Genomic DNA, 16,950 nt, shown 5'->3' with positions numbered 1-16,950 from the left:
ACTCGGAGGCGGAAGAACGCGGGAGTCTAGCTGAGCGGCACTGACCCTAGCGCCACAGATCCAGGCCGGTGGCCAGGCGATAGATCTCCGCAGCGGACGCCGTTCCGGTACTCGTGCCATCGACCGTGCTCGTTTCGATGCGTTGCACGCGACTGCGAATCGATGCAGCCTCCTTTGTTGCCCAGCCCAGCGGAACACCAGCGAAGCGTGCGAGGTTCTTGTCCGGCTGGACATCAAGTAGGGCGGCCTGATCTGCCCCGGTCTTCGCAGGATCGAACACCACGGTGAGCGCGCCGTTTTGCACAGTCACCGTGGTCACCGCCTGCGCGATCATCACGCCCCTACTTGCCTGTTCGTCCAGGTAGGCCTGAACGTCGGCGGCAGCATCGTCGTCTGTATACCCGGGTACTTCTTTGCTCATGACTTCCACACTACCGAGCGCCTTGGGCAAGCTCAGCAAGGCTCGTCATGACAGGGTGAGTATCTGGTGCTCTTAAGCGACCGCAGTAGGGTCCTGTGTTTGATTCCGTGGAATCCAAAGCGCGGAAGGGAACTCGCACTCGCAATTACTGGTTCGATTGGTTTGAAGCTTTCAAAGAGCCCGAGCACGAAGAACAGATTGGTCAATTGCGGACGATTAGGGCGGAATCCGGTCAGCACCATCTATCTCTCTTGAGGGTCCTGGACATCATTCTGTGGATGCACCGGCCTTTGGGGTCGCTCATACGCCGCAAGAAAAGTCATCAGGCCTCAACGGACGCCCCTGGTAACGACCCTAAGACTGAGGAGGCGGATGAGCTGCCGGTGAAGGACTTTCAGGAAAATGGTGGCGTAAAATAGTGGATGAAGTCCCCGGAACCGCCTCTCTGGCCTTGAGCCAGGATGAGGCCGGGGTTTTTAGCCGCTCATGAGGTGAGACCCGCTGGGAACTCCTCATACAACCGCTCCTGCTCCACCGCAATAACCTCCCGCGCCAACTCCGCCTCGGAGACATCCACCGCCTCTGGCGCGGCCTCGGCCACGTCGGAATCGCGGGCGAACTGCTCGAACAACTCCGCCTTGGCCGCCAGCATTTCGGTCAGCCGCTGGTCCACGCCGTCCTCGGTGAGCAGCCGGTGCACCTGCACGGTCTCCAGCTGCCCCATGCGCCGGGCGCGGGCGATGGCCTGCCACTCGATGGCGGGGTTCAGCTGGGGTTCGCAGAGGATCACCACGGAGGCGGACTGGATGTTCAGCCCGACCCCGCCCGCGGTCACCTGCGCCACCAACGCCGCCCCGCCGGGCGCAGCAGAAAAAGAGTCCACCATCGCCTGCCGCTGAGAAGCGGCCACGGATCCAGTCGGCGGACCGAACACTGGCCCGCCCAGACCCTCAAATACTCATTTGAGGTCGTCGGCGGATTCGAATCGCCATCCACCTATAGGATCCACAGCATGGCGAACTTCGTATTGATCCATGGAGCATTTCACGGCGGATGGTGCTGGAGCGAGGTCTCTCGCCGGCTGGAGGAAGCCGGGCACACCGTTGCAGCTCCAGACTTGCCGGGGGCGGGCGATGACCGGACGCCACTGGAGGACGTGAAACTCGACTCCGCGGTTCAGCGCGTCATCGAGACGCTGCGATCGATGGAGGGACCGTCCGTACTGGTCGGCCACAGTATGGGCGGCGTCGTCATCACGCAGGCGGCCGCTCGAGTGCCGGAGCTGGTCTCCCGGCTGGTGTACCTCACCGCATTCCGCCCAGCCAACGAGGAGTCGCTGCTCGACCTGACGAACTTTCCCGAGGGCTCTGGCGACGGCGTTCAATCGAACATCACGGTGGACGGTGAGCCCCCGATCGCGACGTTCGACCTCGCCCAGGCCTCGGCGGTCTTCTACAACGGCCTCCCAGACGAAATGGCGCAACAGGCCACCAGCCGACTCGATCGCCAACCCTTGTCAGTATTCGCCACTCCCGTCGACCTCGCCGCCGCCGAACTTCCTCCTCAGGAGTACGTCGTGTGCACGCAGGACCGGGCCATCATGCCCGCGCTCCAGCGGCTCATGGCAGAACGGACCCCAGCGCGAGTCCACGAACTATCTGCAGGGCATTCGCCCTTCTACTCCCACCCGGAGGAAGTGCTCGAGATCCTGCTGGGCGCTGTCTAGCACTTCAGGACAGCTGATGCTGCGGAGGGTCCATTACCGGCCTATTCTCCGGCTGCCCCACCCAGCTCCTCGCCGTAGGCCTCCGTCAGCGCCGCGAAGGATCCTTGCGGGTGTGCCGCGGCCGCGGTCTCCCACGTGCGCCGGACCCCCGGCATCAAGGCACTGGAAATCCCCGAACCGTCCAAGGCCCCGTCCACCAGGTCCAGCACCTCGAGGAACTTCTCCAGGCCAGCCCCGTCGGGGGCGTTCTGTCCCCGCACCGCGTCGGTGAACTGCAGTTCCAAGCGCTTTGAGGCAGCCCAGCCGCCCATCAGTGCGTCCAGCGCCACGTCGGGATCGATCCCCAAAACCCGAACCAAGGCAGCCGCCTCCGCCGCCGCCACCGAGTGCGCGGCGACGAGCAGCTGGTTGACCAGCTTGACCGCGACCCCGGCGCCCGGCCCGCCTACGGGCACAATGCGGCCGCAGGTGGCCTTCAGGATCAGCCGTGCCGCGGCGATGGCCTCATCGGTCCCGCCGCACATCGTCACCAGGGTGCCGTCCGCGGCGCCTGCCGGTCCGCCGGACACCGGCGCGTCCACGTAGTGGATGCCGCGAGCGCCCAACGTCGCGGCCACCTCCCGGGACGTGGCGGGGTCCACCGTCGCGTGCTCGATCACCAGCCCCGCCTGCAGTGCCAGGGCTCCCGGGCCGTCGTCGAGAAACACCTCCCGGACCGCCGCCGCGTCCCGCAGGCAACTGACCAGCACCGGACGCGCGGCCACCTCCTCCAGCGTTCCGGTGGCCAGGCCGGCGTCCTGCAGTTGCCGGGCCCGTTCGGGCCGCCGCGTCCAGACCAGGACGTCGTGCCCGGTCTCCTGCACACGCCGAGCCATGGGCTCGCCCATGGCCCCCACGCCGATGAACCCCACAGCGGTCATGATTCCTCCTGTGCAGCGACCAGGAAGTCGAGATCGCAGCCCTCGTGCGGTTGCAGCGCGTGTTGGGCCTGCAGCCGGGCAAAGCCCCGCGCAGGCAGGGGCGGGGGCTCCACCGGTGAACGCGCCGCGAACTCCTCCTCGGGGACGCAATGGTTGAGCTCGCCCGTCCCGGCGTCGATCACCACCTCGTCCCCGGTGCGCAACCGGGCCAGCGGGCCGCCCACCGCGGACTCCGGGCTGACGTGCAGCACCACGGACCCGGTGGAGGTGCCGCTCATCCGGGCGTCGGAGATCCGGACCATGTCCCGCACCCCCTGGCGGTGCAGCTTTGCGGGGATGGGCAGGTGGCCGACCTCCGGCATCCCCGGGGCCCCGACCATGCCGAGGCCGCGCAACACCAGGATGGTGGAGGCCTCCACGTCCAAGTCTGGGTCGTCGATCCGGGCGTGCAGATCCTCCAGCCCGTCGAACACCACCACGCGGGCCCGATGCCGGGCCGGGGCATCCGAAGCCAGCTTCATGACGCAACCATCCGGCGCGAGGGAGCCCCGCATCAGCCTCAGCGCACCGCGCGGCGCCACCGGGTCCTGCTCGGTGCGCAGCGCTGGGTGTTCCTCGGCCGGGGGAGTGGCCGTCAGGACCTCGTCCCACGTGCGGCCCCCGGCTGCCAGGGCCTGCCGGTGGATCCTGTCACCGAGCCGCCGCAGCACCTCTGCCACCCCGCCGGCCTGGTCCAGGTGCTCCAGCAGATAGCGCCCACCGGGCCGGACGTCGGCCAGCACCGGCGTAGTCCGGGACCACTCGTCCAAGCGCTCCAGCCCGATCCGCAGCCCGGCCCGCCCGGCGATCGCCTCCAGATGGATGACGGCATTGGTCGAACCGCCCATTGCCGTAATGGCCCGGAAGGCATTCTCCAAGGACTGCAGGGTCACCAGATCGGTGGGCACCTCCCCGCGCCGTGCGGCGGCCACGATCGCCTCCCCGGTGGAGCGCGCCACCGCCCGGCGGGCCTCGCTGGCCGCTGCCGGCAGCGTCGAGCCCGGCAGGGCGAAGCCGAGCACCTCGGCCACCGCCGCCATGGTGGTGGCCGTACCCATCACGTTGCAGGTGCCGACCCCCACGTTGACGCTGCCCTCCAGCGTCTCCCAAGCGCCGTCGTCGAGCTCTCCCACCCGCCGTAGTTCGCACAGCGGCCAGACGTCGTCCACCGTGAACTCGCGGTTCGCGCCGAAGCAGGAGACCGGCCGCGGCCCGGCAGCGAGCACCATGGCGGGGATCCCGGCGCTGAGCGCCCCCATGATCTGGGCGGGGATGGTCTTGTCACAGCCGCCCAGCAGCACCACACCGTCGATGGGGGAGGCCCGCACCATCTCCTCCACATCCATGGACATCAGGTTGCGCAGGAACATGGACGAGGGGCGGGAGAACGGTTCCGAGATCGAGATGGTGGGGAACTCCAGGGGCAGGCCCCCGGCGGCCCGGATCCCGGCCTTGACCTCCTCCGCCAGCTCGCCCAGCCCCGCGTTGCAGGGGTTGAGCTCGCTGGCACTGCTGGCGATCCCGATCACCGGGGAGCGGCGCACGTCCTCGGCCGAGAAGCCCTCACCGCGCAGGAAGGCCCGGTGTAGCAGCCCGTCCTGGGTGTCCCCGCGGAACAGGGCGCCGCCGCCGCGATTGATTCCCTCTTGCGACATGTCTGCTCCTCGCCGGATGGTGTTGGGCAGGACGATACAGGGCGGGATACAGGGCGGGGAGCTCAGTCCTGCCGGTGCCGGGCGCGTGGCGCCGGGCGCCGTCGGGCAGCAGGCAGTGGATGCGGAGCGCGTGAGGCCCCCACGGTCCCGGTCAGCTCGCCGAGCCCCTCGATGGTCATGCGGACCACGTCCCCCTCCTGCAGTGGCGGGGGCACCAGCTCACCGCCGGCCTTGCCCCACAGCTCACCCAGGCAGCCGCCGTTGCCCACGGTCCCGGAGCCGAGCACGTCCCCGGGGACGACGCGAGAGGCTCGCGAGGAGTAGACCAGCAGCTCGGGGAAGGTCCAGGCCATGTTCGAGACCAGGTCCGCGCCGATGAGCGTGTCATTGACGTACACCTCGGCGCGGACGGCCAGGAACCCTTCAGCATCCAGGAAGGGGGCCATCTCGTCTGCCGTGACGATCCACGGCCCGAGCGAGGTGGCGAAGTCCTTGCCCTTGGCAGGGCCCAGGTGGCCGCGCATCTCGGCATTCTGGATGTCCCGGGCGGACCAGTCGTTCATGATCGTGTAGCCGAAGACGTGCGCGGCGGCATCGTCCACGCTGAGGTCGGCGCCGGGCTGCCCGTCCACGCCGCCGACCACCACGGCGATCTCGAGCTCGAAGTCGAGCCGATCGGTGGCCGGGGGAGTGATCGTCTGGCCGGTGCCGAAGATCTGGTGCGGGTTGGTGAAGTAGAAGGTGGGGGACTCGTACCAGGCCTCCCCCACCTGGGGGTCACCATTCGCATCGGCGCTCATGCCCTCCACGTGCTCCTCGAAGACGGCGAAATCGCGCACCGCCGCGGGCAGCAGGGGCGCCAGCAGGGTGACCTCGGTCAGCGGGACGCCGTCGGCTGGGTCGGCCCGGCCGTGGAGGTCGGCAGCGGCCGCCAACCCGGCCGCCAGGACCCCGCGCACCGTGGCCCCCTCGGGGAACGGCACCACCGCGTCCTCGATCACGAAGCCCTCGCCGTGGGTGTCACCGTGCGTCCAGCGTGCGATCCTCATCGCGACCCTCCTCCTGCTGTCTCCTGCCGTGCTGCGCTGTGCAGTGCGACGGTCTGCGGCGTCTCCAGCTCGGTGGCGTTGCCGCCGAGCACCGCGCGTTCCACGTCCGGGGCCAGCCCGGCCGTGCGGAGGAACCCGACCGGGTCCTCGCTGCCCATGTCAAAGGGATAGTCGCTGCCCATCAACACCTGGGAGTGCCCGGCCACCTCGATCAGCTGCCGCAGGGCGCGAGGATCGTGCACCACGGTGTCGAACCAGATCCGCGTGAGGTAGTGCGAGGGCGGGTGCTCGCAGCCTTGGGCATCCGGACGGACCCGCCACGCGTGGTCCGAGCGCCCGATCGCCGTGGGCAGGTACCCGCCGCCGTGGGCGGCCACCACCCGCAGGCCCGGGTGGCGGTCCAGTACGCCGCCGAAGATCAAGTGGGACAGGGCCACCGCGTTCTCCACCGGCTGGCCCACGGTATTGACCAGGTAGAACCGGTCCAATCGCTCATCGAGGGAGCAGCCGAAGGGGTGCACGAACACCGGGCAGCTGAGTTCGGCGGCACGAGCCCAGAACGCTTCCAGGCGCGGGTCGGAGAGCTCCACGTCGCCGGCGGCGGAGGAGATCTCCACCCCGAGCAGGCCCTGGCCCAGTACGGCGTCCTCCAGCAGTTCCCGGGCACGCTCGGGCCACTGCAGTGGCACCAGTCCGAGCCCGGTGAGGCGCTCGGGGGCCTGGGCCACGTGTTCGGCGATCAACCGGTTCGCCTCCGTGCAGGCCCACACCGCGAGGTCCTCTGCGGCCCACGGGTAGTAGTGATTGGGGGAGGCGCTCACCCACTGGCGGTCCACTCCCTGCTCGTCCATGATGCGCAGCCGCTCGGCCACGTCGAGGAGACGGGGGATGCGGGCGGCCACCATGGGGCCGGACACCTGCTGGCTGGCCGCCCCGTTGCGGCGGCGGTCCAGCTCGGCGGCCGCGGCCACGCCCTCCGGGGCCCGGCGGACGACCTCCTCATGCAGGGAGGGCAGCAGCACGTGGGCGTGCACATCGACGATCATGCCCGCACCGCCACTCGCTGGGCCACGCCGCCGAGCAGCCCCGGCACGTCCGCGGAGTGGTCCTGGCCGTCCCGCTGCCATTCGGCCAGCTGCACGGAGGCGTCCACGATGGCGGTGGCCCGCTCCACGCGGCGGGCGTGGAACTCCTCCCACAGGTCCTCGTCCAGGGCCTCGCGTTCCACGAGCAGCTCGGTGAGCACCAGGGCGTCCTCCAACCCCTGTGCCGCTCCCTGGGCGATGGTGGGCGGGCAGGAGTGCGCGGCGTCCCCGATGATCACGGCGCGGCCGCGGTTCCACCGGCCGGGGACCACATGCTGGGTGAACCAGGTGTAGTTGACCTGCGCGTTCCCGGCGGCCAGATCGGCCCGCACCTGGTCCCAGGGCCCGCCGTAGGCACGGCTCTGCTCGATCATGGCGGCGGCGCCCTCCTCGGCGGTGGCGCCGAAATGGTCCCCCGCATCGGACACCAGGAACGCGTACATGGAGTCCTGGCCGGTGGGGGTGTACCCGGCGATGTAGCAAGGCCCGCCGTAGTACAACTCCGTGAACTGGACCTCGGCCGGCCGGGAGACGAAGGCCCGCCAGATCCCCATGCCGGTGTGCTCGGGCTCCGCCGAGATGCCCAGGGCCGTGCGCACGGTCGAGTGCAGGCCATCGGCTCCGATCACCAGGTCGTAGCGGCCCGCCGGTCCCGACTCCAGGAGCAGCTCGGCGTGGTCCTCGGTCACGTTCACGCCGGTCACCCGCTGCCCGAACCGGACGGTGGCGCCAGCCCGGACGGCATGCTCATGCAGGATCCGGGTGAGCTCCGCCCGCGGCATGCCCATGGCAGAGGGCAGCCCCGTCCCCGGATCGTCACCCTCCTCGCGACGGGCGATCACGGGGGCCTGGGGGCCCGGTGCCCGCATCCCCATCCCATCGAAGGGGAATCCAGCTGCGCTGGCCTCCTCCCACACGCCCAGCTCCGCGAACGCGCGCAGGGCGTTGCCCTGCAGCGAGATGCCGGAGCCGAGGGTACTCAGCTCGGTCTCCGCCTCGAAGACCTCCACCACGACGCCGGCCCGGGCCAGCCGGATGGCCGCGGCCAGCCCGCTCACTCCGGTGCCGACGATGGCGACCCTGTTCACTGCGGTCATGGTCTGTACCTCTCTCTGCCTCGTGCAACGTGGTGGCTCCTGACACTGAGGGTGGATCTCAGAGCACCGCGATGGGATTGATGGGGGAGCCGACGGCGCCGGTGATGGGCAGCGGCTGCGCGGCGAGGAAGAACTCGTACCGCCCGCGCTCGGCGCAGGCCCGCCCGATCCCCTCGAGGTCCCACATCTCCCCGACGGTCAGGCCCATGTTGGGGATGACGACCTGGTGCAGGGGCTGGAAGGAATCGTGGAACTCGTTCGGGCGCACCTCGAATCCCCAGGTGTCCGTGGCGATCGCGGCGATCTCGCTGCGGTGCAGCCACCCCGCGGTGGTGAGGGACAGCCCGGGGGCCGGCCCGCCGGCGTAGTCTCCCCAGCCGTCCCGGCGGACGCGGGCCAGTTGGCCCGTGCGGATCAACAGGATGTCCCCGCGGCCGACCCCGGAGGACGGCCCCTGGGCGGCGATGCAGGCCTGAAGGTCCTGGACCGTGATCGCATAGCCGTCCTCCAACTCACCGGTCTCCGGGCGCAGGTGCCGGCCCAGATCCAGCAGCACGCCGCGGGAGACGATCGCCGAGGCGGCGTGTTCCATCCCGGTGACCTGATCGCCCTGGGTGGTGACCACGTCCCCGGCCCGGCGGCCATTCCACGCGTAGCCGTGGTCGAAGATGTGGCCGAGCCCGTCCCATTGGGTGGAGCACTGCAGGGGCATCACGATCAGGTCGTCCGCACCACCGATCCCGTGCGGGGCAGCGTCCACGGTGCGCTCGGCGTCCAGGCCGGTGCCCGTCATGGTGTGGACCGGGTTGTTGCGCTTCTTCCACCCCTTCTGCGGGCCGTCCTCGTTGAACTCCTGGCCAAGCGAAACCGACACTCCCTCGGTCACCAGTTGGGCGGCCCGCAGGCGCTGGGCGGGGTCGATGAAGTTCAGGGTCCCCACGGCATCGTCCTCACCCCAGCGGCCCCAGTTGCGGTACGCCTCGGCCCGCACGTGGACCTCACCGGTCGGGTCGGAGGGATCCAGGTCCGCGGGGTTCTCGGACAGGGAGCTCATCTGCTTCCCCCTGCACCCTCAGCGATACACCGGACCCGCTGGGTGCCCAGGCCCTGGACCGAGCCCTCCATGAGATCGCCATCGCGCAGCAGCCGGCCCCAGTGCGCACCGTTGCCGGCGGGGCTGCCGGTCAAAAGCAGGTCTCCGGGCAGCAGCGGCATGTTCAGGGAGGCGGCGGCCACCAGCGCCGGCAGACCGAACAACAGGTCCGAGGTGGAGGCGTCCTGCATGCGCTCGCCGTTCAGATCGAGGGTGATGCCCAGGTCTGAGGGATCCACGAAGTGAGCGGGGACCAGGAACGGGCCGGTCGGCAGGAATCCGGGGGCGTTCTTGGAGCGGTACCAGTCCGCACCGATGCCCTTGGAATCCGCGCGGAAGACGCGGTCACGGGTGGTGATGTCATTGCAGATCGTATAACCGGCCACATGGTCCATGGCCTGCTCCGGGGTGAGCCTGAACCCCTCCTGGCCGATCACCACGGCCAGTTCGAGTTCCCAGTCGTGCTGATCGCTGTAGGAGGGGAGCACCAGGGGAACATCATCGCCGGCGACGGCGCCGGGCAGCCCGATGAAGAAGTACGGCTCACCGGTGGCGGCACGCTCGTCCATCATCCGTGCCGCGTCCTCGCGGATCTCGGATTCGGGGCGGGGATCATCTGCCGGTGCGTGGGCCACCACCAGGTCGATGACGTGGGTGCGGTAGTTCGCCCCGGCCTGGACGATCTGGAGTGGCTGCACCGGCGCCGTCAGGGTGACGTCGCTGACTGGCCGCCACGGCCCGTCCGCGGCGGTCAGGGCCTCCAACCGGTCCCAATCGGGCGCCGCCAGGAACGCGTTGAGGTCCGGTGCGCCGAGATCGGCCTCCTCCAGGGGGCGGATGCGTTCCCCGGCCACGAGGCCGAGGCGCGCCGGGCCGGCGTCGGCCTCCAGGAAGCGGGCCAACGCGAACGGCGCGGTCAATCCGGTGCTGAACGCCGCCGTCTCTGCTGCGGTGGCGCTCATTCGGTGGCCCCTGCCACGAGCTGGTCCCGGACATCCTCGGTGATGCCCTCCTCGGAGGCGCTGGGGCCGTCCGCCGGAGGGAAGGACTCGCTCAGGGAGGCGTGCATGGGGCTGTTCTGGTAGATGTCATAGGAGCCCTGGGACGTCTTCCACGTCCGGGCCGCCCAATCGGGCACGTAGTTGCGGTAACCACCGGTGTTGAGCTCGATCCGCATGCTCGAGGGCTCGCGGTAGTACAGGAAGGACTGCTCGCCGATGCCGTGGATGGTGGGCCCGTACTCGATCTTCACGCCACTCTCGAGGAGCACGTCCGCCGCGATCAGCATCTCCTCGCGGGTGTCCACCCAGAAGGCGAAGTGATTGACGCGTCCGGCGCGGGTGGAACCGTCGAGCACGATCCCGAGGTCATGGGACTTCTCGTTGGTGGTGATCACGGAGAACACGGAGAGGGGCACGTCCTCCAGCTCGGTGCGGGCCATGATGCGGTAGCCCAGCACCTCGCTGTACCAGGCGGCGAAGGCATCCACATCGCTGGCGCAGACGGTGACGTGGTCCAGGTGGCGCGGGGCGCCGGCCACGGCGCTGCGCCGCTGCGGTCGGTCCGGGAACACCGAGGCGAGCTCGCCCTCCTCATAACGGAAGTGCCTGGCGTCCCAGTGCAGGGTCATGTGGTGGCCCCAGGGCCCCGCGAAGCGGTAGGCGCGGCCGATGTCCAGGCCATCGAACCACTCTCCGGTGACGCCGGTGGCCTCGATGCGCCGCACTGCCTCGTCCAACGCCTCACGGCTGGTGGTGCGCCAGGCCATGGTGGCTAGTGCGGGCTCGTCGCCGGGCTGGATCACCAGGCTGTAGGCGTAGTAGTCGCCCCAGCAGCGCAGGTAGACCGCACCGTCCTGGCGGGCCACCTCGGTGAGGCCGATCCGGTTGACGTAGAAGTCCACCGATGCCTCGACATCGGGGGTCGTCAGTGCCACATACGAGAGATGGGAGAGAAGCGTGGTCATTCTCGGTCCTTTCAGTGCCCGGAGCGGGCGGTGGCCCGGATGGGCCTCTTGGGTTCTATAGTGGTCGGCATCACATCATCAGGAAACCCCGGAATGGATATCTCGGGTATCGGCAAAGCTGATACTGCAGTGGTGTCATCACAGGAAGGATCACGAGGGACATGCCGGACGAACGCCTGCTCTCACGCCTGGACCTGAACCTGCTCGTGGCGCTGGATGCCCTGCTCACCGAGCGCAATGTCACGCGGGCCGCAGACCGGCTGCAGCTGAGCCAGCCCTCGCTGAGCGCCTCCCTCGGCAAGCTCCGCCGGCACTTCGACGATCAGTTGCTGGCCCGGCGGGGCAACAGGTACGAGCTCACGCCGCTGGCCGTGCGGCTGGCCGAGCACACCACGGTGGCGTTGGATGCCACGCGGCGCGTGTTCGAGAGTCAGTCCCGGTGGGACCCCGCGGAGTCCGAGCGCGAGTTCACCGTCCATTGCTCCGACTACTCGCTGGCCACGATCGCGCCCCGCGTGACCCGGATTGCCCGCGAGCAGGCGCCCCACGTCCGGATGCACTTCGTGCCCTCCTCGTCGGAGACCACGGAGGAGGTGTTGCTGCGGCTGCCCTCGATCGACGGGCTCGTGCTGCCCCACGGGGTGTTGCCCCAGCTGCCGCACCTGGACGTGATCCGGGACGGCTGGGTGGCCATCGCCGCCACCGGCAACGAGCTGGTGGCGGGCGGGCTCACGATGGAGTTGCTCTCGGAATCTCCCTGGGTCTTCACTTACCGCACCCGGATGGCGTTCACCTCCGTGGGGCGCCAACTGGAGCAGCTCGGGGTGAATCCCCGAATCGATGTGGTGGCGGAGAGCTTCGTGATGCTGCCCCTGTTCGTGGAACACACCGACCGCCTGGCCATCATCCAGCGTCATCTTGTCCCGCTGGCTCTGCGGATGGGAGACGTCCAGGTGCTGGAATTGCCCTTCGATGCCGTCCCGTTGCTGAATGCGCTGTGGTGGCACCCCGTGCACGAGCCCGATCCGGAGCACCGGTGGCTCCGCGAGGTGTTCCATGCCGCGCGCATCGGCTTTGAGGAGCACGACGGCGGCGGGTGACGTTCCTAACGAGGGGTGGCCTTCAGGCCGCACCGCTGGATCTCGTCCAGCACGCGGGTACGTAGCTCGATGAATGCGGGATCGGCCCGGGTGGTCAGTTGGCTGCGCTCCCGTCCCAGGGGCACGGCGATGTCATCGACGATTCGCGAGGGCCGTCCGCCGAAGACGATCACCCGGTCGCCCAGGTACACCGCCTCATCGATATCGTGCGTGACCAGCACGATGGTGATGCCCAGGTCCTGCCTCAGCCGGAGGACCAGGTCCTCCAGCTCGAACCGCGTCTGCGCGTCCAGGGACCCGAACGGCTCGTCCATCAGCAGGATCGGTGACTCGTAGGCCAGGGCCCGGGCGATCGCGACCCGCTGTTGCATGCCGCCGGACAGCTGCCACGGGTAGCGGTGGGCGCTGTCCGCCAGGCCGACCACCTCGAGTGCCTCGGCAGCGCGCGAGAGCCGCTCGGCCTTGGCCACGCCCTGGCCTTCGAGGGGGAAGGCCACGTTCTGCAACACGCGCATCCAGGGCATCAGCGAACCGCGGTAGTCCTGGAATACCACCGCGATCTCCTGGACCGCACTGGTGATCGGAGTGCCGCCCAAGGACACCTGGCCCGAGGTGGGGGCGGCCAGTCCGGCCAGCAGCCGCAGCAGGGTGGTCTTGCCGACCCCGGAGGGGCCGACGAGGCAGGTCACGTCACCGGGCTGGATCTCCAGGTGGAGGTCCTCAATGACCACCACGTGGTCCGCTCCGGTGCCGAAGGCCTTGCTGACATGTTGGGCGGACAGCGCGAGGTCGGTGGCGAGGGTCTCGGTCTTCATGATCGGGCTCCTTTTCGAGTGCGGGTGGTGGGTCCGGCATCCTGCTCGCGGTTCCACCGCAGCAGGCGGTGCTCGGCGAGGGCATAGACCGAGGTGAAGACCCAGCCGATGACGCCGACCATCAGGGTTCCGGCCCAAGCGGCAGCGAGCTGAAATCGCTGACCGCTCTGCAGGATGAAGTACCCGACTCCCTCGGTGGCTCCGTACATCTCGCTGACCACCAGCATGACGATCCCGATGGTGATCGCCAGCCGGACGCCCACCGCGATCTGCGGCAGCGCGCCGGCGAGGACGACCTTCGGGATCTGCAGGCGCAGCGGGATCCGGTACGCGTTGGAGGCCTCGAAGATGCTGGGTTGGATGGAGCGGACGCCCACCATGCAGTTGAGCAGGATCGGCCAGACGCAGGCGAGGAAGATGAGGAACACCTTCGGTTCCCGCCCGATCCCTAGCGTGAGGATGATGATCGGGACGAAGACCACCGTGGGCAGGGACCGGAAGAAGTCGAGATAGGGGTCCAGGATGAGGCCGAGCCGCGGCATCAGTCCGATCGCCGTTCCGACAGTGAGCCCGACGGCCAGGGAGATCAGCAGGGCCAGGAAGTAATTGCCGAAGCTGAACAGGGCATCGCGCAGTAGGGCACCGCTGCCGGCCCACTCGCCCAAGGTGCCGAGGATCTCGGTCAGAGGTGGCCAGAACACCGAGGTGGAGGACGCGGAGACGGCGAACCACAGCAGGATCAAGGTGATCGGCAACCAGGCCTGCAATAAGACGGACATCATCGGGGAATATCTCTTGGTGCCCATGTCAGGCCTCCGATTCTTTCGGCTGCCACCGCAGGATGCGGCTCTGGAATCGCCCGAGCCCCTCGTTGACGGCGTAGCCCAGGAGGCCTGCGGTGAAGATGTAGGCGTAGGCGAGCGATGAGTTGCCGCCGACCTGGGCTTCAGCGATGCTCGCGCCCAGGCCGGGGGCGCCGGTCAGGACCTCCGTGGAGATCGTGACCAGAACGGCCACGGAGGCCGCCAGGCGCAGCCCGGTCAAGATCGAGGGAGCGGCGCTGGGCAACAACACCTTGCGGACGAAGAGCCCCCCGCGGATCTGGAACGCATGGGTGGTGTCCACGATCGAGGCGCTCACACTGCGGACCCCGTGCTGGGTCTGCAGGATCACGATGAACACCACGGCGATGAAGACGAGCACCACCTTAACCTCGATGCCGCGCCCGAGCATCAGCAGAAAGACGGTGACGAGTGCGATGGCCGGGAACGCGCGGCCGAAGTCGACGAGGAATCGCACCGACAGTTCGGCGGCCACGAAAACCCCCGTCAGGATCCCCAAGGGGATCCCCGCCACGATGCCGAAGGCCAGGCCTACCAGGGTGCCGGCGAGGGTGTCACCGATCGCGGTCCAAAAGGGGGCAGAGACCAGCGCCTCGCCCAGGGAGGCGAGCACCTCCAGTGGGCTGGGCAACAAGGACGCCGGGAAGATCCCGAGAAGGTAGATCAGATACCAGAGGGCGATGCCTCCGGCGAAGACCAGCACTCTCCACGGGAGGACCCCGATCCCACCCACGCGCGTGCCCTGAGGTGTACGGGTGCGGGTGCGGGCGTGGGGGGCGGCCGGAGTTCGGGCGGGGGAGCGCTGGGTATCAGTCACGGTCACGTCGGAGGCCTCTCATGCTGGGCGCGGAACGGTGGGCCAGCGGGCGGATCAGCGTGCTCCTTCCCAGACGATCTCCTCGTAGGTGAGGTCCTCGCGGAGGTCGCTCTCGTCCTTCATCACCTGGAGCAGGGTGTTCCAGCCCTCCTCATCGAACTCGACGTTGAGGGGCTCCATGGACATGCGTTCGTCGATGAAGGCTGCCGGCAGTTCGGTGTGCTCGTGGTAGGCCTCCCGTACGGCATCCTCGTTCTCATTGGCATACTCAGTGCCCTTCTCGATGGCAGTGTGGAACCGCTCGAGGGCCTCCGGGTTCTCCTCGGCGAACTGTTTGCTGGCGACCCACAGCACCTGCGGTGCGTTGGGCAGGTACTCGCGTACGCCCGTGCCGACGCGGGTGAAGCCGTTGTCTACGGCCGAGAGGAGGAAGATGCTGAACGTGAAGACGGCGTCGACCTGGCCCTTGGCTGCGGACTCCACCAAGGCGTCGGTCGGCAGGGGCACGAACTCGACCGAGTCCAGGTCCACCCCGTTCTCCAGCAGGCCGGTCACGGTCGCCATGTGCGGCAGGCCGCCGAGCTCCGGAACGCCGATCTTCGTGCCCGCCAGATCGGACCATTCCTTGATGTCGCTGCCCGGCGGGACGATGACGCCGTCGGAGACCTCGCCCTCGTAATCCGGGTCGGCCGACTTGGTGCCGGCCACTGCGACGACGGGCATGCCCTCGGCAGCGGCCCGGATGACGGTGACGGCGTCGGTGGCCGCCACGTCGAACTCACCGGAGATCACGGAGGAGTTCGCTGCTGCTCCGCCCATGCCGGTGAGCTGCATTTCGCCGATATCGAGTCCCACCTCTTCGAAGTAGCCCTGGTCCTCAGCGAGCACGGCGTTCTCGAAGTTCACGCCGCCGCGGGCCACGGTGATCGGGAGGGTCTCCTCGGCGGCAGCACCGCTGCTTCCAGCGTCGGAGTCACCGACGGGCGCTGACTCGGTGGAGCCCCCGCAAGCGGTCAGTCCGAACATGAGGGCGACGGTGGTGATGGCGGCAGCGGGTCGCAGGGTGCGTCGAAGTTCCATGTCATCTCCTGTGATGAACCAGGCCGTTAGGCCAGGGAGGCGGGGGTGCCCATTCACCTGGCCTCGGAATACGGCAAGAATGAGATCCAGGTCACATCAGCATCTCCACAGAAGGACAATAGGGGAACGCGCTATTACTTCTAGTCGGCATCAGGCTCATCTATAGTTCTTCATCACGCACCTGATGGAATCGGCCCGGAACTATCGGGCCTCCACGGCAGGGAACCGGCAGTCTTGATGCTGAAGGGAGGCACCGTGATCACTGAACTCAACCGGCTGATCGACCACGTGGAGTCGCACCTCAGCGAAGACCAGGACGTCGCCCGGCTCGCCAGCACGCTGGGCACCACCGAGTACCACCTGCGGCGGATGTTCTCCTCGCTCACCGGCATGCCGTTGTCTGAGTACGTCCGCCGCCGGCGCATGACGGTGGCAGCCGCGGACGTGGCCCAGGGCGGGGCGCTGCTGGAGATCGCCGTCCGCTACGGATACGGATCGGCTGAGGCCTTCGGCCGGGCCTTCCGGTCGGTCCACGGCTCTAGTCCGGCAGATGTGCGCAGGAACGGCGGCCCCCTTCGATCACAACCGAAACTCAGGCTCCGCCTGACCGTCGAAGGGAGCACCACCATGGACACCCGCATCACCGAACGCCCGGCGTTCCGCCTCGTGGGGCACGCCGCACGCGTGCCGCTGATCCACCACGGCATCAATCCCCACATCCAGGCGCACGTCGCCGCCCTGCCCGCAGAGGAGCTTGCTCGACTCAAGGCGCTGGGGACCACAGAGCCTGCGGGCCTGCTCCAGGTCAGTGATGATGTGGATCCTGACTACACCGAGGGCAGCGAACTCACCTACCTCCACGGCGTCGCCCTGGACGCGGCAACCACCGCACCCGAGGGGCTGGACGTGATCGAGGTCCCCGCGGGAACCTGGGCGGTCTTCCGCACCTCCGGGGCGTATCCCGCCGCCCTGCAGGAGGCCTATGCGGCCTCCGCGGCGGAGTGGTTCCCCTCGAATCCCTGGCAGCTTCGCCCGGGGCCATCCATGGTGGCGGTGCTGGAACGCGCCGAGGATTTCAGCACCGCGACCACCGAGCTGTGGATGCCGATCGAGCGGGTCCAGAGCGCCGCCTCCACGGCCCGGAAGCACGCGAAAAACTAACCCTCGTGGAAATGGCGATCTTCCCGTACATTGGTCGCAGAAGTCGTTGTTGTTGTTGCAGTAAGTCCGTGATCACTGCGGACC

General features: G+C 68.5%; 18 protein-coding genes. 4 read left to right on the top strand and 14 right to left on the bottom strand.

The window, feature by feature from the left end:
• Positions 1-46: 46 nt before the first annotated feature.
• Positions 47-421 carry a hypothetical protein gene (locus IMT31_RS06765; protein ID WP_413544182.1) on the bottom strand — a complete coding sequence of 125 codons (375 nt, stop codon included), beginning with the start codon at positions 419-421 and terminating at the stop codon, positions 47-49.
• Between the two features lie 95 nt (positions 422-516).
• Between IMT31_RS06765 and IMT31_RS06760 the strand changes: the two genes are divergently transcribed.
• On the top strand, positions 517-840 hold the full coding sequence (locus IMT31_RS06760; protein WP_413544181.1) for a hypothetical protein: 324 nt from the start codon (positions 517-519) through the stop codon (positions 838-840).
• Between the two features lie 65 nt (positions 841-905).
• Here IMT31_RS06760 and IMT31_RS06755 read toward each other — a convergent pair whose 3' ends face one another.
• Positions 906-1,331, bottom strand: a complete 426-nt coding sequence (locus IMT31_RS06755) for a C-terminal helicase domain-containing protein (RefSeq protein ID WP_413544180.1) — start codon at positions 1,329-1,331, stop codon at positions 906-908.
• 102 nt (positions 1,332-1,433) lie between these two features.
• On the opposite strand from IMT31_RS06755, the gene IMT31_RS06750 reads away from it, so the two are divergent.
• Positions 1,434-2,147, top strand: a complete 714-nt coding sequence (locus tag IMT31_RS06750; RefSeq protein WP_413544179.1) for an alpha/beta fold hydrolase — start codon at positions 1,434-1,436, stop codon at positions 2,145-2,147.
• A gap of 41 nt (positions 2,148-2,188) precedes the next feature.
• Here the strand turns inward: IMT31_RS06750 and IMT31_RS06745 are convergent, their stop codons facing one another.
• The 8 genes from IMT31_RS06745 to IMT31_RS06710 form a co-directional block, all read right to left on the bottom strand.
• Positions 2,189-3,067 carry an NAD(P)-dependent oxidoreductase gene (locus IMT31_RS06745; protein ID WP_413544178.1) on the bottom strand — a complete coding sequence of 293 codons (879 nt, stop codon included), beginning with the start codon at positions 3,065-3,067 and terminating at the stop codon, positions 2,189-2,191.
• Positions 3,064-4,761 carry a dihydroxy-acid dehydratase gene (locus IMT31_RS06740; RefSeq protein ID WP_413544177.1) on the bottom strand — a complete coding sequence of 566 codons (1,698 nt, stop codon included), beginning with the start codon at positions 4,759-4,761 and terminating at the stop codon, positions 3,064-3,066. Before IMT31_RS06740 ends, IMT31_RS06745 begins: the two co-directional genes overlap by 4 nt.
• Before the next feature lie 62 nt (positions 4,762-4,823).
• Positions 4,824-5,810, bottom strand: a complete 987-nt coding sequence (locus IMT31_RS06735; RefSeq protein ID WP_413544176.1) for a fumarylacetoacetate hydrolase family protein — start codon at positions 5,808-5,810, stop codon at positions 4,824-4,826.
• Positions 5,807-6,856 (bottom strand): amidohydrolase family protein, encoded by a 1,050-nt coding sequence (locus IMT31_RS06730; protein ID WP_413544175.1) that lies wholly within the window; start codon positions 6,854-6,856, stop codon positions 5,807-5,809. Before IMT31_RS06730 ends, IMT31_RS06735 begins: the two co-directional genes overlap by 4 nt.
• Entirely contained in the window at positions 6,853-7,992 is a 1,140-nt protein-coding gene (locus tag IMT31_RS06725) for an FAD-dependent monooxygenase (RefSeq protein ID WP_413544174.1), read from the bottom strand. Before IMT31_RS06725 ends, IMT31_RS06730 begins: the two co-directional genes overlap by 4 nt.
• A 58-nt stretch (positions 7,993-8,050) precedes the next feature.
• Entirely contained in the window at positions 8,051-9,046 is a 996-nt protein-coding gene (locus IMT31_RS06720; protein ID WP_413544173.1) for a cyclase family protein, read from the bottom strand.
• Positions 9,043-10,047: a fumarylacetoacetate hydrolase family protein gene (locus IMT31_RS06715; protein ID WP_413544172.1), complete on the bottom strand. Its 1,005-nt coding sequence runs from the start codon at positions 10,045-10,047 to the stop codon at positions 9,043-9,045. Before IMT31_RS06715 ends, IMT31_RS06720 begins: the two co-directional genes overlap by 4 nt.
• Positions 10,044-11,051 carry a VOC family protein gene (locus IMT31_RS06710; RefSeq protein WP_413544171.1) on the bottom strand — a complete coding sequence of 336 codons (1,008 nt, stop codon included), beginning with the start codon at positions 11,049-11,051 and terminating at the stop codon, positions 10,044-10,046. Before IMT31_RS06710 ends, IMT31_RS06715 begins: the two co-directional genes overlap by 4 nt.
• Positions 11,052-11,212: 161 nt before the next feature.
• Here IMT31_RS06710 and IMT31_RS06705 point away from each other — a divergent pair, with 161 nt between their 5' ends.
• Positions 11,213-12,151, top strand: coding sequence for a LysR family transcriptional regulator (locus IMT31_RS06705; RefSeq protein ID WP_413544170.1), 939 nt, complete (start codon positions 11,213-11,215; stop codon positions 12,149-12,151).
• A 5-nt stretch (positions 12,152-12,156) separates the two neighbouring features.
• Here IMT31_RS06705 and IMT31_RS06700 read toward each other — a convergent pair whose 3' ends face one another.
• Genes IMT31_RS06700 through IMT31_RS06685 form a run of 4 tightly spaced genes read right to left on the bottom strand, consistent with a single transcriptional unit; the run spans position 12,157 to position 15,705 of the window.
• Complete coding sequence (locus tag IMT31_RS06700; protein ID WP_413544169.1) at positions 12,157-12,966, bottom strand: ABC transporter ATP-binding protein; 810 nt, start codon at positions 12,964-12,966, stop codon at positions 12,157-12,159.
• A complete protein-coding gene (locus IMT31_RS06695; RefSeq protein ID WP_345359779.1) occupies positions 12,963-13,772 on the bottom strand; it encodes an ABC transporter permease in 810 nt (269 codons plus the stop codon). Before IMT31_RS06695 ends, IMT31_RS06700 begins: the two co-directional genes overlap by 4 nt.
• A gap of 1 nt (position 13,773) precedes the next feature.
• Positions 13,774-14,631 (bottom strand): ABC transporter permease, encoded by an 858-nt coding sequence (locus IMT31_RS06690; protein WP_345359782.1) that lies wholly within the window; start codon positions 14,629-14,631, stop codon positions 13,774-13,776.
• A 48-nt stretch (positions 14,632-14,679) separates the two neighbouring features.
• A complete protein-coding gene (locus IMT31_RS06685) occupies positions 14,680-15,705 on the bottom strand; it encodes an ABC transporter substrate-binding protein (protein WP_413544168.1) in 1,026 nt (341 codons plus the stop codon).
• Between the two features lie 255 nt (positions 15,706-15,960).
• Between IMT31_RS06685 and IMT31_RS06680 the strand changes: the two genes are divergently transcribed.
• Positions 15,961-16,866, top strand: coding sequence for an AraC family transcriptional regulator (locus IMT31_RS06680; RefSeq protein ID WP_413544167.1), 906 nt, complete (start codon positions 15,961-15,963; stop codon positions 16,864-16,866).
• Positions 16,867-16,950: the final 84 nt, after the last annotated feature.

The sequence above is a fragment of the Citricoccus nitrophenolicus genome (genome assembly GCF_047305825.1).
Classification (GTDB): Bacteria; Actinomycetota; Actinomycetes; order Actinomycetales; family Micrococcaceae; genus Citricoccus; species Citricoccus nitrophenolicus.
The sequence above is the reverse complement of the archived record's forward strand: the minus strand, read 5'-3'. Positions and strand labels throughout refer to the sequence as shown.